14 protein-coding genes and 2 pseudogenes are annotated in these 14,645 nt (G+C 46.4%); 1 reads left to right on the top strand and 15 read right to left on the bottom strand.

Annotated features, from left to right (window positions below; all coding sequences use genetic code 11):
* The 12 genes and pseudogenes from ACFP56_RS13705 to ACFP56_RS13650 form a co-directional block, all read right to left on the bottom strand.
* Window positions 1-837, bottom strand: coding sequence for a TIM barrel protein (locus tag ACFP56_RS13705; RefSeq protein ID WP_379235392.1), 837 nt, complete (start codon window positions 835-837; stop codon window positions 1-3).
* A gap of 13 nt (window positions 838-850) precedes the next feature.
* Complete coding sequence (locus tag ACFP56_RS13700; protein ID WP_379235390.1) at window positions 851-1,681, bottom strand: carbohydrate ABC transporter permease; 831 nt, start codon at window positions 1,679-1,681, stop codon at window positions 851-853.
* Window positions 1,678-2,562, bottom strand: a complete 885-nt coding sequence (locus ACFP56_RS13695; protein ID WP_379235388.1) for a carbohydrate ABC transporter permease — start codon at window positions 2,560-2,562, stop codon at window positions 1,678-1,680. The genes ACFP56_RS13700 and ACFP56_RS13695 overlap by 4 nt, the downstream gene beginning before the upstream one ends.
* Window positions 2,563-2,625: 63 nt before the next feature.
* Window positions 2,626-4,038 carry an ABC transporter substrate-binding protein gene (locus ACFP56_RS13690; protein ID WP_379235386.1) on the bottom strand — a complete coding sequence of 471 codons (1,413 nt, stop codon included), beginning with the start codon at window positions 4,036-4,038 and terminating at the stop codon, window positions 2,626-2,628.
* A 24-nt stretch (window positions 4,039-4,062) separates the two neighbouring features.
* Entirely contained in the window at window positions 4,063-5,100 is a 1,038-nt protein-coding gene (locus tag ACFP56_RS13685; protein ID WP_379235384.1) for a zinc-dependent alcohol dehydrogenase family protein, read from the bottom strand.
* A 15-nt stretch (window positions 5,101-5,115) separates the two neighbouring features.
* A complete protein-coding gene (locus tag ACFP56_RS13680; RefSeq protein WP_379235382.1) occupies window positions 5,116-5,943 on the bottom strand; it encodes a TIM barrel protein in 828 nt (275 codons plus the stop codon).
* A gap of 137 nt (window positions 5,944-6,080) precedes the next feature.
* Window positions 6,081-7,760 carry a sensor histidine kinase gene (locus ACFP56_RS13675; RefSeq protein WP_379235380.1) on the bottom strand — a complete coding sequence of 560 codons (1,680 nt, stop codon included), beginning with the start codon at window positions 7,758-7,760 and terminating at the stop codon, window positions 6,081-6,083.
* A complete protein-coding gene (locus tag ACFP56_RS13670; RefSeq protein ID WP_379235378.1) occupies window positions 7,757-9,307 on the bottom strand; it encodes a response regulator in 1,551 nt (516 codons plus the stop codon). Before ACFP56_RS13670 ends, ACFP56_RS13675 begins: the two co-directional genes overlap by 4 nt.
* Window positions 9,308-9,589: 282 nt before the next feature.
* On the bottom strand, window positions 9,590-11,218 hold the full coding sequence (groL, locus tag ACFP56_RS13665; protein WP_379235376.1) for a chaperonin GroEL: 1,629 nt from the start codon (window positions 11,216-11,218) through the stop codon (window positions 9,590-9,592).
* A gap of 72 nt (window positions 11,219-11,290) precedes the next feature.
* Window positions 11,291-11,572 carry a co-chaperone GroES gene (gene groES / locus ACFP56_RS13660; RefSeq protein WP_379235374.1) on the bottom strand — a complete coding sequence of 94 codons (282 nt, stop codon included), beginning with the start codon at window positions 11,570-11,572 and terminating at the stop codon, window positions 11,291-11,293.
* Between the two features lie 122 nt (window positions 11,573-11,694).
* Window positions 11,695-11,880: a hypothetical protein gene (locus ACFP56_RS13655; protein ID WP_379235372.1), complete on the bottom strand. Its 186-nt coding sequence runs from the start codon at window positions 11,878-11,880 to the stop codon at window positions 11,695-11,697.
* Window positions 11,881-11,884: 4 nt separating this feature from the next.
* Window positions 11,885-11,974: pseudogene (locus tag ACFP56_RS13650) on the bottom strand (heme ABC transporter substrate-binding protein IsdE); the annotation flags it as partial.
* Between ACFP56_RS13650 and ACFP56_RS13645 the strand changes: the two are divergent.
* The gene (locus ACFP56_RS13645; protein WP_379235905.1) at window positions 11,936-12,541 is read left to right on the top strand and encodes an ABC transporter substrate-binding protein; all 606 of its coding nucleotides are present in this window, start codon (window positions 11,936-11,938) and stop codon (window positions 12,539-12,541) included. The pseudogene ACFP56_RS13650 and the gene ACFP56_RS13645 overlap by 39 nt on opposite strands.
* A 131-nt stretch (window positions 12,542-12,672) precedes the next feature.
* Here ACFP56_RS13645 and ACFP56_RS13640 read toward each other — a convergent pair.
* The 3 genes and pseudogenes from ACFP56_RS13640 to ACFP56_RS13630 all read right to left on the bottom strand — a co-directional run.
* Window positions 12,673-12,912 (bottom strand): annotated as a pseudogene (locus tag ACFP56_RS13640) (glutathione-dependent formaldehyde dehydrogenase); the annotation flags it as partial.
* Between the two features lie 216 nt (window positions 12,913-13,128).
* Window positions 13,129-14,142: a hypothetical protein gene (locus tag ACFP56_RS13635; protein WP_379235370.1), complete on the bottom strand. Its 1,014-nt coding sequence runs from the start codon at window positions 14,140-14,142 to the stop codon at window positions 13,129-13,131.
* Window positions 14,139-14,486 (bottom strand): PadR family transcriptional regulator, encoded by a 348-nt coding sequence (locus ACFP56_RS13630; RefSeq protein WP_379235368.1) that lies wholly within the window; start codon window positions 14,484-14,486, stop codon window positions 14,139-14,141. The genes ACFP56_RS13635 and ACFP56_RS13630 overlap by 4 nt, the downstream gene beginning before the upstream one ends.
* Between the last annotated feature and the right edge of the window lie 159 nt (window positions 14,487-14,645).

The following is a 14,645-nucleotide window of genomic DNA, read 5'->3' as shown; positions in this document are numbered from 1 at the left end:
TTATATCGAGCTCACAATTTTTTTCATGTGCTCGATGGATTGTCTCGTGTATTCATCATATACGGAGCCAGCCTCACTGCGGTCGCTCCTTGCCACCAAATAAGGATTAGCGACCGGAGGCAAAAATTCCATCGTAAGCGGTCCCTTATAGTCCAGTTCGATCAACGTGCGGACAACCTTCTCAAAATCGGTCATCCCGAAGCCGGCAGCCTCCCTCGTATTGTCCGCAATATGGACATGCGCAAGGTACGGGGCGATATGGCGGATTGCAGCGCTGTGATCCCTTTCCTCGATATTCATATGGAACAGGTCAGCCATAATTTTCACGCTTGGCAAATCGACTTGCTCCACGAGTTTTTTGGCATCGTTCAGCTTATTGACCAGATAGGTTTCGAACCGGTTCAAAGCCTCAATTGCCAAATTAATATGATGGCTTTGCGCATATGCTCCCGCTTCCCTCAAGCTCTGAACCACATTGCTCCATTCCTGCTCAATTGTCGTATCCGGCTTGCTCTTGCCGACCGGAGAAGGTACAACGATCAGTGTAGCGGCCCCTACATTCACCGCTAAATCTACGCAGTCCTTGACATATTGCACCGCATTCTGTCTGATTGCTTCATCCGAGCTGGAAAGGTCACGTTCCGGCGTATAAATGCCACATATTGACGTGCATTCCAGCTCATATTGCTCAAGCAGCCAGTTGACAGTCTCCGAGTCGATTTGCTTCGGCTCGCCCGCCAGCTCAACGCCGTCGTATCCGTATTTCTTTAATCGCTGCAGGCTTACTTCCATCGGCTCATTGCCAAAAATCCATTGCGTCGCGCTGTATTTAAACATCCTCATCCTCCTCTTAGCCTTTAACAGCGCCCATCGTCAAACCGCTGACCATTTTACGCTGCAGAATTAACGTGATAATCGCGATCGGTACGATAATTAAGGTGCCGGCCGCAGCAATTTGCCCCCAGAGCACGCTTACCGGAGTCGCATATTCATTTAAGCCTACCGGAGCTGTCCGTACGCTTGGACCCGATAAAATATTGGCGAACAAAAACTCATTCCATGCAAAAATAAAAGATAACAAGCCCGCCGAAATCAAGCCTGGTCCGATGATCGGGAAAATGACTCTGAAAAATGCTGTGAACCTGTTACAGCCGTCCACTAACGCAGACTCCTCGATTTCTCCAGGCACGTCTTTAAAAAATCCGTACAGTAGCCAGGTCGTAAGCGGTATATTCATAAACGTATACATCAATATCAATCCTGTATACGAATCAAGCAGACCGATTTTCGAAAACAAAAGATAAATCGGCAGGATCGTAACGATAGGCGGTATAATCCGCAGCGTTAAAATCCAGGTGAGCACATCCTTTGCTCCCTTGAGCTTATATCTTGCAAACGGATACGCGATGCCGCTTCCAAAAATAACCGCAAATACGGTAGAAATCCCTGCAACGATTAAACTGTTCCATAGATATTGCAGAAAGTCCCGTTCCACCAAGACCGCTTTATAGTTGTCTAAAGTTGCCGGAAACGTCCATTTCGGAATCGTCGTAAACGCATCCGTCTGATTTTTCAGCGAAGTGAGGAACATCCACAAAATCGGGAAAAGAAACAGAAGCATCGCGATAATCACGACAATATATTGCCAGGTCAGCGAAGACTTCCTTTTGGAGCCGCTCATGATCTTCCCCCCATATCGAATAAATCTATCTTTCTGAGCACGAACATAAGAATACTTACGACAAGAATGAGCATGACGACGCTAATCGCAGCGCCATAGCCGAATTCCAAAAATTTAAAGCCTTTATCGTACACGATCCAGCTCAGCGTGGACGTCACATTGATCGGTCCGCCCTTCGTCATCATGTAGATCGTATCGTAAATCCGAAAAGCGTCGATCGTCCGAAGCAGCAAGGCGATAATGATAATTTTGGAAAGCTGCGGTATCGTAACGTATCGGAAGGATTGCCATGCCGAGGCTCCGTCAATGCTCGCCGCTTCATACGGCTCATCCGGTATTCCCTTCAAGCCCGCTAATAAAATAATCATCATGAACGGCGTCCATTGCCACACGTCGGTTAAAATAAGCGCCGGCAGTGCCAGCTGCGGATCCGACAGCCAGGCTGTTCTCGAGAAGCCCAGCAATTCCACGAAGTAATTGAAGACGCCATACTGCTCGTTCATCATAAAACGGAACATCAATCCAACAACTGTTGGCGCCATTGCGATCGGAATCAAAATAATCGATTGAAAAATGCGCTGGCCCCATTTTAACTGATTCAGAATCACGGCCAGAGCGAGACCGATCACAAATTCCAGGCCCACCGTGCTAATAACGAATATCCCCGTAACCTTGACTGCATTCCAAAAATTATGATCCTTAGCAAGCTGCGCATAATTATCCAAGCCTACAAAAGGCTTAACCGCTTGAATTGGACTATATTCCTGAAAGCTGATCGTGAGCAAGAAAATAAAAGGATAAATCGCAAACAGCAGTAAAAGGAGCATGCCTGGCGCCATGACAAGATAAGGGCCGCTTCGCTGTAGTTTCAGGTTTCTCATGTCCAACTCTCCCTATGAAAAATGAAGGGGGAAGAAGCTCCCCCTTTCTATCTCTAAACAATCTTATTTCAGCATTTCATTGACAGCAGTATCCGCCATCTTCAGAGCTTCTTCAACCGTATAGCGGCCTAGCTGAGCTGCACTCAAATATTCTGATACCGTGCTTTCCCACTTCTCTTCCTGCGGGAAGAATGGACGTGCTTTTGTCGTTTTCATCGCTTCCTGGAGCGCTTCATAACGGCGGAATTTATTGATATCCGTGCCTTCGATCTTCAGCTCCGACAATGCAGGGTCCGAATAGGATTCCGTGCGAACCGGGTCGCCTCCGCCTAATTCAGCCTGACGGACATCGTTTTCCTTGCTTTCCAGCCATGCCATAAATTTAAAGGCTTCATCCTGCTTCTTCGACGACTTCGGAATGACAATGGACCAGCCAGCCAAGTGAGGGATGGACTCCTTCATAACCGGCGTCTGCACAAAGTCCCACTCGCCTACCGTTTGCGAAGTCTCAGGCTGATCCACCTCAAATGCGGACCAAGACCAGTGAATCGCCATCGCAAGCTTCCCTTGTGCTGCATCGGATGCCACCTCAGCAAAGGTGTAGTCATTGATGCCTGCAGGAGAGAATTTCATCAAATCGATCCAGGTTTGCGTTGCTTCAATAGCTTCAGGCGTCGACAGCGATGAAGTCATGTTATCCCAGTCGATAACATCCGCGCCGTTGGAGTAAAGGAACGTTAGCCAAGTATGCACATTGCCAAAGCCCTTGGAGCCTTGCGCTGCCCAACCGGAGAGAGTCTGGCCATCATACTCCTTGCCATGAAAAAACTCGGCAGCATCGTTGAATTGCGCCATCGTTTGCGGCGGAATCAGATCATAGCCATAGGCTGCTTTAAATTCCGCTTTGATTTGCTCATCGTTGAACAAATCAGCACGATACCATAGCAGATGCGGATGAATCGTTTGCGGTAAGCCATAAAGCGTGCCGCCTTCGCCGAAGGAGCCATTCTGACCATTCCACTGCGTTAAAGCGAGCGCTCTTGGTAAATAGGCAGAAGTATCTACGTTATATTTTTTTACGAGATCATCCAGCGGAACAAGGCTGTTCGAGGACGCAAATTCAGGAATCCAGTTGTAGTCGACGTTAAACAAATCATAGTCCGCTTGGCCCGCGATCGATAAAGCCAGCTTCTGATAAATGACATCGCGGCCGACAAGCTCGATATTTACCTTCACGCCGGTTTCCTTCTCATACTCTTTCGCTAATTCTTGTGTGGCCTGCCCCCAGGTTGCGCCAAGGAATACGCCATTCAAGGTAACCTGTTCGCCGGCTGGCTTTTCGTCCGCGGCCGGCGTATTGCTCTCGCCCGTATTTCCTCCATTGCCATTGCTACTTGAATTGGAGCTGCAGGCGCTAATTAGAAATACGAGACAGAGCAAGAGCAATAACGATGCTTTTGTCAGTTTTTTGTTCATTGAGATATTCCTCCTATTTGTTGTTTATCGCGTGGTTGTATCCACCATAATCTTGATCGTATCTTTATTGTTCATTGCTTCTTTGATCCCATCTACGACCTGGCTGAGCGGAACCGTCTTCGAAATAATCGCATTCGGTTGAAAGCGCTTGCTAGAAATTAAGTTAATCGCCTTTACCCAAGTGTCATACGTGCCTGCGTAAGAGCCCACGATCGTAAGCTCCTTACTGTAGATTTCGAACGGCTTAATCTCCATCACCGCATGCGCTGGCGCCGCGCCGTATGTGACGAGCGTGCCGCCCCGGCGAACCATTTGGAACGCCTGCTGATAGGTAGGAACCGCGCCGACTGCTTCAATGACAAAGTCCGCGCCCCGCTGCTCGGTTAAATCGTAAACCGCTTGCACGGGATCGGTCTCTGAAGCGTCAACGACATGATCGATGCCCAGCTCACGCGCTTTGCCGATCCGGGCCTGATTCATTTCGCTAATGATGACCTTGCTGGCGCCGTTCATTTTCGCCAGCTGTGCGTGAACTAATCCCATCGGACCGGCGCCGATGATCGCTACCGTGCTGCCAATCGTAATATTCGCGCGGTCCTGACCGCGTATGACGCAAGCCAAAGGCTCGATGTAAGCCGCTTCCTCCCATGACATATCGCTCGGAAGCTTGTATACGTTCGCTTCGGGAACCTTGATATATTCCGCGAAGGCGCCGTCAATATGAACGCCGATTTGCTCGATTTCCTTGCAGAACAGCTTCTGTCCCATTCGGCAGAAGAAGCATTTGCCGCAGCTGATGTTAATGTCGGCCGTTACCCGGTCGCCTGCGCTTACCGTTCTGACGGCTGCGCCTGTCCGCACGACCTCTCCTGAAAACTCATGCCCTTGAATAAGCGGCAGCGGAACGGGAAAATGTCCTCTGTAAATATGCGGGTCCGTGCCGCAAATCCCGCAGCGCTTCACGGCAATGAGTATTTCATCGTCTGCAATAACCGGAACGTCTACCTCTTCAATCCTTGTATCTTCCGCTCCGTACGTGATGGCGGCAAGCATCTTATCCATAGCCCGAGAGCCTCCTTATGATTGGTTAAATAATTTTTTCAAAAATGCGATTGATTCCTTCGTGTACAAGTCGTAAAATTCCTCGAATTTCGCTCCGCTGAATGGATCGGCGAGCGGCGGAAGAATTTCCAGCGATACGTAGCCTGCATAGTTCATTTCCTTCAACGCTTTAGCAATCGGTTCGAAGTTGATATGACCTCTTCCCGGCGCTGCGCGGTTGCTGTCGGCAAAGTGAACGTAATACAATTTATCTCCTACTGAGCGGAAGGCCTCGGCGATATCGGTCTCTTCGATATTCATGTGATACGTATCGCCCATACAGCCTACATTTTGCAGATTGACGGCCTTTACAAGTGCGAGCGATTGCTCCAGGCGATTGATCAGATAGGTTTCATAACGGTTCCATGCCTCGACGCATAGACGGATGCCATGCTCTTCGGCATACAATCCAGCTTCTCTAATCCCTTCCGCAGCCCAGCCCAGCTCTGTCTCTCTATCGGTCTCAGCGTGAATTTTCATATTTGCGGTAGGAGTTACGGAAATACCCTTAGCCCCTAAGGTAACTGCAAAATCAACGCACTTCTTCAAATAGCTTACCGCATTTTTCCGAATGTCCGGATTGCTGGATACCAGATCTCTCTCCGGCGTGTAGATCGCGCAAATCGACGATGCTTCCAGCTTATATTTGTCCAGTAACCGGCGGATATGATTCGCATCCATCATTTCCGGCTCGCCTACAAACTCCGCGGCATCATAGCCAAAGCCTGCAATTCTTTTAATGCCCTGTTCAATGTCTTCATCGACATAAACCAACGTGTTGTATGCAAATTTTATGTTTGTCACTGCGATCCCCTCTTTCTTATTGTACTGCTTTCATGATACCGGGACTGCTGCATGGATTGAACATGGCGAATTTAGTGTTTCCCCCTGTTTTTTTAGTGTTGCAAAAAAAAAACCCCTATTCGGGGGTGAAGCGCCGCCTATTTGATCGGATGACGGATAATGAGGCGAAAGCCCGCGCTCCGGCTGGCATCGATCTGAATGCCGTACTCCTGGCCGAAATGAAGCTGTAGCCGCTTATGGACATTTCGTAATCCGATTCCGCCCTCCGAGCTGCTAGGCTGTCGTTTGTTAAGGTTTAAGGTGTACGATTCCGGTAGCCCCGGACCATTATCCTCAATAACAAACACCAAATCCCCGTCCTGCTGCTTCGCGGTCATTCGAATTTTGCCTGTGCCTTCCGGCAGCCGGTTGATTCCATGCTTAACGGCGTTCTCCATAATTGGCTGCAAAATAAGCTTGATCATTTTCAGTTTCGTAATGGTAGGGTCGATTTGGAAAAAGACCTGAAAGGACCGGTTGCTCCGCAGAAGCTCGATATCCAAATACGTCCTTGCATGGTCGATCTCGCGCTCTGCAGTGGTCCATTCTTCTCCGCTGTTCAAACTGAATCGGAGCAAATTGGCAAGCTTCGTCACCATCGCCGCGATGTGCTGCTCGCCTGCGGACTCTGCTTTCCACTTAATCGAATCCAGCGTATTATAGAAAAAATGCGGGTTTATTTGGTGATTTAACGTTTGAAGCTCAAGCTGGCGTTTTTCCGCTTCCATCCCCTTGGTCGTCTCGAGCAGATCCAACATTCCGGTAATCATTTGATTGTAGCCTCTGACAAGCTGTCCGATCTCATCCTTTTGGGCCGGATTATAGTCAAAATGAGTCAGTATGCCAGTCCTTACTTTGACCATATGCAAGACCAGCTGCTTAATCGGCATCGTAAATTTGCGGACGATTATTACGAGTAACAGGGTAATCGCGAATAAGCTGCCCAGTACAATCCAAAACGTAAAATTTCTAATTTGATCCAGATGGCCTGTCAGCTCCCGCTGCGGAATCGTTGCGTATAATGTCCAGCCCTCCTCCTGCAAAACCGTCCCTGCGCTTACCCAGCCCTTGCCTGGCGTAAAGGCTTTCCCGTATTGCTTTGGCGAAGGATGCGAGACAATTAAATTCATGTCATCGACCATCGTAAGCGTATAATTTCGAAAGGAAGAGGGAAAAGCCAGCTCTTCGCGCAGCAAGCTGTCAGGAATCTGAATCACAATGACGCCCAGCGCTTCGTAATAGTAGGAGGAACGAACGGCCCTTACATAAAGAAAATTCGATTTATTCGCGGTATCGTCCCAATCATGAAACCAAACGCCCTTGCCCTGCTGCTCAGCGGCACGCTCGAAGTGGCGGAACTCCAGCTTGTTGAAGTTAATCAGCTTCGCATAATTGGGATAGGAGGTGATATCCATCGGCAGCACATACGTTTCATAAGAACCCTTTAGCTGCGTGACGACGCCCGTGAGACGTTTAATAAAATCCACCTCATCCTTATAGGAGGCAGGAGGCTCTTTTCTGAGCAGCTTTTGCAATTCCAGCGAAGAGATCATTTTCTCAGACTCTCTTTCCACATTTAGAAAGAAATTATTGATTTGCTTGGCGTTCAACTGCAAATTATCCTCGAGAAACTGTGAGGAAACCGATTCAAGCTGATCCTTGGACATGTTGTAGGACAGATATCCAAGCAGCGCAACGGGAATGAAAACCGATAGGGACATTAACACGAACATTTTTTTAAACAGCGTATTTGAGTTTGAAAATAATCGTTGTCTCATTTTCCGTACCTGAATTCTTTAGGCGTTTGTCCGACCCGTTTTTTGAAGACGCTGCCGAAATGCTGCAGATCGTGATAACCGACCGATTCGGCGATTTCATAAATCTTCAGGCTCGTTTCTCTAAGCAGCTTCTTCGCCTGCTCCATTCTCTTGCCGGTCAAATAGTCCAAGTACGTTTGTCCCGTTTCTTTTTTGAACAATTGACTTAACCAGACCGGATGCAGATTCAATTCGTCCGCAATAATTTGCAAGGATAAATCCTCCATATATTGCTTGGAAATAATTTGAATGGCGCGTTCAATAACGGCGTTCACGTTAGATGATGCAATTTCCGCGCTTAGCTTCATCAAGTATCCGTTTATTATTTTCTCGTATTCTTCAAGCGTCCGGCATTCATCCAGGCTTTCCCATACGCTCATCGGAATCTCTTCAAAGTCCTTGGATACAGCTTCGCGTATACAGATGATAATGTCCGTCAAATAGTTGAGTATTTCCCTTACAATATTCTGCCGGTTGGCATTCGTCTCCGAAGAGATCGTTTGCCGGACAAACCGGTGAACTCTAAGCTTAATTAATTCCTCCTCCTTCTCGATGATGATCGAGGCCATTTCCGCCGGTGAAGAAGGATCTCCCGTATCATTCATTCTTGATTCATAGAAGACGTTGGACTCCGCGGACAGAGAGTGGATTCGAAATGCCGTCAGCGCTTCTTCATAGGCGGCGTGGATGTTTTCGAATTTATGCATTCTGGAGCTGGCTCCCAGGGAAATATCTGTTTTGTGGAGCTGCTTCACTTGGTTAATAATGCTTGTCGTAAGCTCCCCGACCATCTCAATTCCCGTTAACAGAATCCAGCGGTTTTTCGGGTCCTTGAACAGGATAGACGGCGTTTGATCCTTGATAAGCTCCTGAACAATATTCCCGATCGCAAAGGTTTGGAGCGCAAATCCGCTTCCATTCGGCTTCCCGTCCGGGTATCCCTTCGTATCCATTACAAACAAGGAATACGATTGGTTGGCCAGCCATTCCAGCTCCCACAGCTGCAGCCGTTGGTACACATGCTCCTCAAGCGGCGTCGGCTTTAAACAAAAATCGACCAGATAATTGTCGCGCATCAGCCGATTGCCGATTTCTGCATAGGCCTGCTGCTGCTTCATCTGCTCAATCAGCGCTTTCTGCTGGTCGATCAGAATAATCGTTTTTTGAACTTTTTCGATGAAATCGGCCGTACTGTACGGCTTCAGCAAATAATCCATCGCTCCGATCTGCAGACTTCTTCTCGCATAATCAAAGTCGTTGTATCCGCTTACAACAATAACCTTCGGCGAATAATACTCCTTCATACATTGCTCTACTAAATCAAGTCCCGTCATGCCAGGCAGCATAATATCGGTTACGATCAGATCAGGCCGCTGCTCCTCAATAATTTCCAAAGCCCTCTCTGCCGTATTGGAAATATATATTGTAATGTCCATAGCTATAGACTCAACCGCATTTTTCATACCGTTCAACGAATCCGGTTCATCTTCAATCAGAATCAGCTTCAACGCAACTCCTCCTTCAGCACGAAATCCGTACAGCAACAAAGTACCATGAAACCGGTTTTAATACAAGGGTGCCGTAGAGGCTTCAAGAACAAGAAAGAGGCTTCGCAAAAGTTTGGTGAACTCATGCGAAACCTCTAATTTTTGCACTCCTATGTGACCAAAATGTGACCACGGGGTGCTATGTGCTTGATTACCGTATGGAGCGTATTCTGCTCCATCAGCGATGAAATCTACCGCTTAAGCGCGGTCGCTCACCATCGAATTACTTCGATAATGATTTCATTACATCATGCCGCCCATGCCGCCCATGTCAGGCATGCCAGCGCCAGCAGCACCTTTTGGTTCTGGCTTGTCAGCAACTACAGCTTCAGTAGTCAAGAACATAGCTGCAACAGATGCAGCGTTTTGAAGAGCAGAACGTGTTACTTTCGCAGGGTCAACGATACCCGCTTCGAACATGTTTACCCATTCGCCGGTAGCAGCGTTGTAGCCGATGCCTACTTTTTCGTTTTTCAAGCGCTCTACGATGACAGAGCCTTCTTGACCAGCGTTTGCAGCGATTGTACGAACTGGCTCTTCAAGCGCACGAAGCACGATGTTAACGCCAGTTTTTTCGTCGCCAACTGCATTTACAGCTGCAACAGCGTGATATACGTTCACTAGTGCAGTACCACCACCAGATACGATACCTTCTTCAACCGCAGCGCGAGTAGAGTTCAATGCATCTTCAATGCGAAGCTTGCGCTCTTTAAGCTCAGTTTCTGTAGCAGCACCAACTTTGATTACAGCTACGCCGCCAGAAAGCTTAGCAAGACGCTCTTGAAGCTTCTCTTTATCGAATTCGGAAGTTGTTTCTTCCAATTGTGTTCTGATTTGGTTAACACGTGCTTGGATATCATCAGAGTTTCCAGCACCGTCAACGATAATGGTGTTTTCTTTCGTAATGCGAACTTGACGAGCAGAACCTAGAGCATCTACATCAGTAGATTTCAAGTCTAGACCAAGCTCTTCTGTGATCACTTGACCGCCAGTTAGAGCTGCAATATCTTGAAGCATCGCTTTGCGGCGATCACCGAAGCCAGGAGCTTTAACCGCTACGCAAGTGAATGTTCCACGAAGCTTGTTCACAACTAGAGTCGCTTGTGCTTCGCCTTCAACATCCTCAGCAATGATTAGAAGCTGTTTACCGGATTGAACAACCTTCTCAAGCACTGGAAGGATTTCTTGGATGTTCGTAATTTTCTTGTCCGTGATCAAGATATATGGATTGTCAAGGACAGCTTCCATTTTATCTGTATCTGTTACCATGTATGGAGAGATATAACCGCGGTCGAATTGCATACCTTCAACCACTTCAAGCTCGGTTACGAAGCCTTTAGATTCTTCAACCGTAATAACGCCGTCGTTACCTACTTTTTCCATAGCTTCAGCAATTAGTTGACCTACTTCTTCGTCAGCAGAAGAAATAGCACCAACTTGAGCGATATCCTGAGAAGATTCAACCTTTTTAGAGATATTGCTTAGCTCGGTAATAGCAGCTTTAACTGCTTTGTCGATCCCTTTGCGGATAACCATTGGGTTTGCACCAGCAGTTACGTTTTTCAAGCCTTCGCGAATCATCGCTTGAGCTAGAACAGTAGCTGTTGTTGTACCGTCACCAGCGATGTCGTTCGTTTTTGTCGCAACTTCTTTAACAAGCTGAGCACCCATATTTTCGAATGCATCCTCAAGCTCGATTTCTTTTGCGATAGAAACGCCGTCATTCGTGATTAGCGGGCTTCCGAACTTTTTCTCTAGAACGACGTTGCGTCCTTTTGGTCCAAGTGTAACTTTAACAGCATCAGCAAGTGTGTCTACACCGCGCAGCATAGAGCGGCGAGCGTCTTCACTAAATTTAATCTCTTTAGCCATTATAAAATTCCCTCCAATTTAAGTATATTCTTACGTCATGTACACGTACATGTATATGTGAGAACGGCGATCCTATTCAAAGATCGCGTGGATGTCGCTTTCCTTCATGATCAAATACTCTTTACCATCGTATTTGATTTCTGTACCAGCATACTTAGAGAACAGAACGCGGTCGCCTGGCTTCACTTCCAAAGCAACTCGAGCGCCGTCTTTGAATACTCCGCTACCTACAGCTACAACTTTTCCCTCTTGTGGTTTTTCTTTTGCTGTTTCTGGCAGCACGATACCACTAGCTGTTGTCACTTCTTGTGCGATTGGTTCGACCAATACACGTTCACCTAAAGGTTTAATCATTGATAAAAGCCTCCTTATATGAATGGTTCTCTGATTGTTAGCACTCGATAGTGCTTAGTGCTAACAATTCATATTTTACCCATTTTACATATCGATTTCAAGTATTTGACCAAAAAAAATGCCTATGCTTTTGCAGCAATAGGCACAATATACATTCCAGTTTCTTCATCTTTTCGAATTACAGCTTTGACGTCGTAAACCTCGCTCATCAGTTCACTCGTCATGACGATTTCTGGCGCACCCTCAGCTATAATATAACCATCTTTTACTACTTTAATCTCATCGCTATAGCGAATCTCTTGATTCACATTCCGGCATGCCGTGTGCAGCACGTAAAATAATATCAGGGTTGCCTTGATGCAAATACTCTGTATTCGATGCCACAAATTCGACAGTCGAATCCGTTACGGTCTGGAGAGCATTGGCGCGAAGGTTGTGCTGACTAGTGGGAACTCAGTAGAGGATATTAAGCGGCAAATCTCCATATTTGGAGAGCTGCTGCAGCAGCAACAAAAAGCTGAAGTGCTTACTGGCGAAATTGATGCCAAAATTGCTGAGTTGGCTGATCTGAGCAAGCAAGATATGCCTGCGCTAATTGTATATGGTGCGCCAGGCACCTTTATGGCAGCACTGCCCAATTCACTCGCAGGCGATCTGTTGACGCTTGCAGGCGGCAACAATATTGCAGCCAGCTATCCACAGCTGGCGAGCTATCCGCAATATGCATCTCTTGATATGGAACGTATTGTGGAATCAAATCCCGAAGCTATTTTTATAATGACGCACGCCGATCCTAATGATGTTCGCGATAGCTTCATCGGTGAGATGGAATCAAGTAAAGCATGGAACAACATCGCGGCGGTTAAAAATGGTCGCATTGAAGTGCTTCCAGCAGAACTGTTTGGCTCAAATCCTGGTACACGATTGACGGAATCGCTTGACTATATGTATAACGCACTGCACCAGTAATTGAAAATAGGACCGTCTGTAGCGTGCTTCCTGATTGCATGCCCGCTGTGGACTATGAACTGCACATTTGAACAAAAAACAAAGGAACACAGGCAGCAATCTACACTTCTGAACCGAAGTATGAGAATAGCTGCCTGAGTCGCAATATGGATTGCTCCCATGGTGCCCCCCTGCAGCTTCAGCGCGGTTTCGACCTTTTCAAGAACCGTTTTCTTGCCATCCATGCCAACACAATCAATGACAACATCTGCTCCACCCTTTGTAATTTCTTTATTATAGCTGTCGATATTCTCTTCTAATTCGAAATGTTACGTCTCCACCTTGTTCGTTCTTTTCACATGCTCCAGGCGATAATCGATATAGTCATTTGCTTTTGAATCTTAGATCTTCAACCTCTTTTACTTGAATATCCTTGACGCCTTGATACGTAATTGCCTTCATGCAATCTCCATTCGATAGCCTAACCATCAACATAATGTTCTCAAGCGTAGTATGCGCGTATCTCCAGCATTTTATGGGAAACAAAAATAGACCGAAGTAAGCACAGTGCTTTCTTGGTCTATTGGATTCATATTTAGTTAAAATGATTAATGATTGCGTCTTGTTGATTTTATTATTGCATCTGCACTATCCCAAATTGTAATCAGGATACTAGCAACAGTCACTACCATTACAATCGAAGTCCATATGCCCTGGAGCTCTGCGTGAGTTATTGAAAAAATCTGTGCTGCGTCCATCATATTCAGAGTATCAAACAGTACTTCATCATGAAGCATAAATACCAGCAGTAAACAATTAAGCACATTTAATATCGTATGTGCAACCGCCAGCCGCAAGCTCCAGTTCTGAGCAATAAACTTCCATACGAATAGTGCCAGCTGCAGCAGCGCCATCAACAATATCATCGGCATATATGCATGCAGGCGAGCTATTTCAATAATTGGGTAGGACGTATAGCCCGTTCCATCATTCAACATATGAATTGCAATCAGATCTGGACGGAAATAAAGAATAAGCGTGAATCCGATCGTTAACACAATCGATATAATGCTTGAGCTGCGCGGGATTTTTTTATTTGATTCAGGAGGAACAGGCGGCAAATCTTGAATGCTCCACGATTCCTTTTTTTCCGGTAGACTTAAAAAATCTGACCCAAACCAGCCGCGTTCAATAGCAAAAAATATGAGCGTAACCCAGAACGCTGCCTGAAGCAGACCATGAAAAACCGAGATCACGATATCCAGTGCTAATGCCGCATAGTCAGTCAGTACGTATCCATCATTCGGACTGTCCACGATCCATCCTAACCATGTAATTGCGAACATCATGGTAGCAGTAATGCCTATTACCAGCTTCAATACCGATACGTATTGTTCATATAGCACAGGACCAATCAAATAACGCTGCTTCGACTGATAGTCTTCGGCAATTTTCCATGGATTCCCCAGCTGCTTTAATACACGATACACATCTTCTTCCGTAAAATCCTCTGGCAGCATATCCTCAATATTAGCCCGCAATTCGCTGCCTACATCGTCTTTCATGGATTCGGGTAGCTGTTTGGTTACAGCATAAATATAGCGATCAATGACATCCATCACGCATCATCCTCCATCAAAATCACTTCTAATTGCTTGGAAAGCGTTAGCCACTCTGTTTTTAGCTCCTGATATACCTGCTTGCCTTGATCGCTCAGTATATAAAATTTGCGTGGACGCCTCTCTGAGGTGTCCCATTCACTTTTCAGCAAATTTTGCTTTTCCAAGCGTCGAAGTAACGGATACAATGTTCCTGCCTCGATCGGAGTATTCTTTTGCTCCAGTCTCTGTACAAGCGAGTAACCGTATTCTGGTTGATGCAGCTGGCTTAATACAAGCAATACAAGCGTACCTCTCTTAAGCTCAACAGCAAGTGATTGAATAAGCTCCTCGTTAGTAGATACCATGAGATCATCTCCTTAATTTGACAATACTGTATGACATACACTATTGTCAATAATACAATAATATAGTTTTCTACATCGTTAGTTCACCACTGACCTCGAATTTCAATGAAACTATTTAGAATTTTTTCCCAAACAAAAACGACCCTCAGTATGCCATTC

Origin of the sequence: Paenibacillus septentrionalis, assembly GCF_042659865.1 — a bacterium.
GTDB lineage: Bacteria > Bacillota > Bacilli > Paenibacillales > Paenibacillaceae > Pristimantibacillus > Pristimantibacillus septentrionalis.
Note: the sequence above shows the minus strand (reverse complement) of the source record. Positions and strands in the feature narration are given on the sequence as shown.

Coding starts and splice junctions, on each gene's coding strand:
- ACFP56_RS13685 (WP_379235384.1), bottom strand. CDS start 5,100: ATGGATAAGATGCTTGCCGCCATCACGTACGGAGCGGAAGATACAAGG.
- groL (WP_379235376.1), bottom strand. CDS start 11,218: ATGGCTAAAGAGATTAAATTTAGTGAAGACGCTCGCCGCTCTATGCTG.
- ACFP56_RS13675 (WP_379235380.1), bottom strand. CDS start 7,760: ATGAGACAACGATTATTTTCAAACTCAAATACGCTGTTTAAAAAAATG.
- ACFP56_RS13630 (WP_379235368.1), bottom strand. CDS start 14,486: ATGGTATCTACTAACGAGGAGCTTATTCAATCACTTGCTGTTGAGCTT.
- groES (WP_379235374.1), bottom strand. CDS start 11,572: ATGATTAAACCTTTAGGTGAACGTGTATTGGTCGAACCAATCGCACAA.
- ACFP56_RS13700 (WP_379235390.1), bottom strand. CDS start 1,681: ATGAGCGGCTCCAAAAGGAAGTCTTCGCTGACCTGGCAATATATTGTC.
- ACFP56_RS13695 (WP_379235388.1), bottom strand. CDS start 2,562: ATGAGAAACCTGAAACTACAGCGAAGCGGCCCTTATCTTGTCATGGCG.
- ACFP56_RS13690 (WP_379235386.1), bottom strand. CDS start 4,038: ATGAACAAAAAACTGACAAAAGCATCGTTATTGCTCTTGCTCTGTCTC.
- ACFP56_RS13705 (WP_379235392.1), bottom strand. CDS start 837: ATGTTTAAATACAGCGCGACGCAATGGATTTTTGGCAATGAGCCGATG.